This is a genomic window from Anoxybacillus andreesenii (genome assembly GCF_030813005.1).
Lineage (GTDB): Bacteria > Bacillota > Bacilli > Bacillales > Cytobacillaceae > Robertmurraya > Robertmurraya andreesenii.
Window position 1 is genome coordinate 1 of record NZ_JAUSTU010000063.1, and the last position, 3,175, is coordinate 3,175.

Genomic DNA, 3,175 nt, shown 5'->3' on the forward strand with positions numbered 1-3,175 from the left:
CAACACTTCCAATCGTTTGTAAAGATTTTAAAAACTTACCTAAATAATAACGCGATCCCCACCTGCTTCACAGGTGGGGATTATTTTACGCTTACATAAAGATGAATGTTAAATATAAAAACGCTTAGAAGTTATACTTTTTCTAAGCGTTTTTATATGCTAATTCATTTGTTGATATTACCTTTATTTGATTTGCGTTTTTTATGTGAATTAAACTGTTTTTTATAGTTTTCTCCACATTATCGGAACTACTTACTTTTATATCCAAGCCTTTATTTGTGTTATCTATCTAATTGTTATTACATTGCCTATTTCAAATGAAGAATTCTTTATCTTTTTATCACGTTTTTATTACATTGGAAGTATCTTTTTTGGTGTTTTTATCACAGTCTTTATTGCCTTTTTAATTAAAATTTCAACGAACAGGGTGTCTACAGATGAGAAGAGATAATTATAAAAAAAAGGAACAGTATATTACGAATCTTTTCCAACATTCAACAGACGTATCCATTGAGAAACAACACTTATATGCAAATAATAAAAAGGAACAAATGCTTATTATCTACTGCAATGGTTTAATTGAACATAAATTATTAATAAATAGTATACTCCCAGACATTCAAGACAAATACTACCGTGATGGACAAAAAGGTGTAGAAAATATAAATTGTTCCGAACGTATTACGTTGCGCAATCATGAAATAAATGTTGACAATACACTCCAAGAGAAAATTTTTAATGGCTATACAGCAATATTGATTGCTGAAAATTTATATTTCTTTAATACATCCAGTCCGCCAAAAAGATCACCAGAAGAATCTCATACTGAGGTATCATTGCGTGGTCCAAGAGACGCTTTTGTTGAAGATTTGAGTACAAACATCGCTTTAGTACGGAAAAGGCTTAAATCGAATTCTCTTGTAACAAAGTCTTTTACTCTTGGTAAAAGAAGTCAAACACAAGTTCGATTAGTTTACATAACAGATATACAAAATAAAAAGATGATTAAAGAAGTCACTCACCGTTTAACTAATATTGATATAGATATTATAAACAGCGACAACCAATTACTGGGTCTTCTTGGTGGTTCTAAGTATTCTCTTTTTCCATTAATGAAATCTGTATCTCGTCCAGATGGTGTTGTCAGTAGTCTTGTTAGAGGAAGATTTGCTATTTTTATTGATAATGTTCCCAACGTATTAATTGCACCAGGTAATTTGGGATTGTTTCTCCATACTGCTGAGGATGAACATACTCCATATTACTATGCTTCTTTGGAACTTTTACTTAGACTTTTGGGGTTAATGTTGTCCTTATTTTTACCTGCTTTTTGGGTTGCGTTATCTGCATTTAATGTAGACCAAATTCCATTTCCGTTACTAGCAACAATAGCATCTTCTAGATTAGGTATACCTTTTAATTCAGCAGTAGAAGTATTATTAATGCTAAGCCTATTTGAGTTATTTCGCGAAGCAGGTGTCCGATTGCCAAAGGCAGTTGGTCAAACCATAGCAGTTGTAGGTGGACTAATCGTAGGTGACGCAGCAATTCGAGCAGGTTTAACATCTCCAACTATGTTAGTTGTTTCTGCAATTACTGCTGTTTCAACCTTTACACTAGGTAATCAAGCTCTTTATGGGACAGTTACAATTATACGATTCTTTTCAATTTTTCTTTCTTCTGTTCTAGGAATGTTTGGCTTTTTTATCAGTGTCTATTTAACACTTGGCTACCTTGCAAAGCTAGAATCATTTGGTATTCCTTATTTAAGTCCAGTCTCACCATATGTAAAAAATGATTTTTCTAAATCTTTACTGAAATACCCAGTTGCACAACAAGATGAACGCGCAAAGATCCTTGACACAAATGATACTGATCGTCAAGGAGATGAATAAAAATGAAACAATTAATGGTAATCCCACTGATAGGATTCGTATTACTGATTTTAACAGGGTGCTGGGATGAATACGAAATTGAAGAAGTGAATTTCGTCTCAGCAATTGCAATTGACTATAAAGATGAAAAATATATAATTTATGCCCAAATACTTGATTTTTCCAATGTAGCTAAATCCGAAGATGGCAAATCGGGACAACCCATACCACTATACATAGGCAATGGTTCAGGTCATACAATTAATGATGCTATTTTCGATTTATATCGAACATCCCAAAAAACAGTAAACTGGTCACATATAGGAGCAATTATCTATACAGAGTCTATTTTGGAAAAAGGTATAAAAAAAGTGGAGGAATCCTTAAAGAAAAATGGAGAATTTCGTCCAACACCATGGATGTTTGGAACAAAAGAGTCAATTGAAAAAATACTTAGCTCTACTGGTTTTTTCCAACTGCCTCCAATATATACCATCTTATATGAGCCAACAGATGCATATAATCAATATTCGTATATTAAACCGATGCGTTTGCATAAATTTACTTCGATTTATAGCGAGCCAGGGGGGACTGCTTTACTGCCTTCAATTTCAATTGACGAAAACGATTGGAAGGAATTAACTACAGAACCAAAGACTAAAAACACCCTAAAAATAAATGGTGCTTTTCCTGTGAGTGAAGGAAACTATAGAGAGTGGATGTCTTATGAAGAGCTTATTGGTCTTAGATGGACGCAAACAAAGATTAAACGTACACCAGTAGATATTATTGAGGACAATGAAATAAAAGGTGCTGTAAGAATAACGTCACCATCTGTAAAAATAAATGTTGTTAGGGATGGTGAAAAGTTCCATTTTAACATACATGTTGATGCAAAAGGAGAATTAACAGATTTAGAAGAACACCTTTCCTCAAAAAAAATAGAAGAATTAGTAACAAAACAAATTGAAAAAGAAATAAGGTTCACTTATCAAAATGGAATTGATAAGGAAATTGACGTATATAATCTAAAAAATATACTTTTCCATGATAGGGTTAAACCACAACAATTAAAAAATTATACATTATCTACTAATTCTATAAAAAATGTTACAGTAAATTTCCTCTTAGAAAACAGGGGTTTATATGATTGAAACTGGAGTTAGATAAACTTAGTTGCTAATTCAAATAATTTATTTATAAATATTTCTTAAATTGCAATATTAAATGCAACATTTAATGAAATACCAGTAAACCCATGATTAAATAGACTGGGATACTTTGCGCAACTTTACATGGAG

2 protein-coding genes are annotated in these 3,175 nt (G+C 32.0%); both read left to right on the forward strand.

Going from position 1 to position 3,175, the window contains the following annotated elements:
* The first annotated feature begins 437 nt into the window (after window positions 1–437).
* Entirely contained in the window at window positions 438–1,895 is a 1,458-nt protein-coding gene (locus J2S07_RS21700; RefSeq protein ID WP_307152446.1) for a spore germination protein, read from the forward strand.
* Between the two features lie 2 nt (window positions 1,896–1,897).
* Entirely contained in the window at window positions 1,898–3,028 is a 1,131-nt protein-coding gene (locus J2S07_RS21705; protein ID WP_307152447.1) for a Ger(x)C family spore germination protein, read from the forward strand.
* The last annotated feature ends 147 nt before the right edge of the window (window positions 3,029–3,175 follow it).

What these genes read in the sequence shown, in the direction of transcription:
- J2S07_RS21700 (WP_307152446.1), top strand. Translation starts at nt 438, where the DNA reads ATGAGAAGAGATAATTATAAAAAAAAGGAACAGTATATTACGAATCTT.
- J2S07_RS21705 (WP_307152447.1), top strand. Translation starts at nt 1,898, where the DNA reads ATGAAACAATTAATGGTAATCCCACTGATAGGATTCGTATTACTGATT.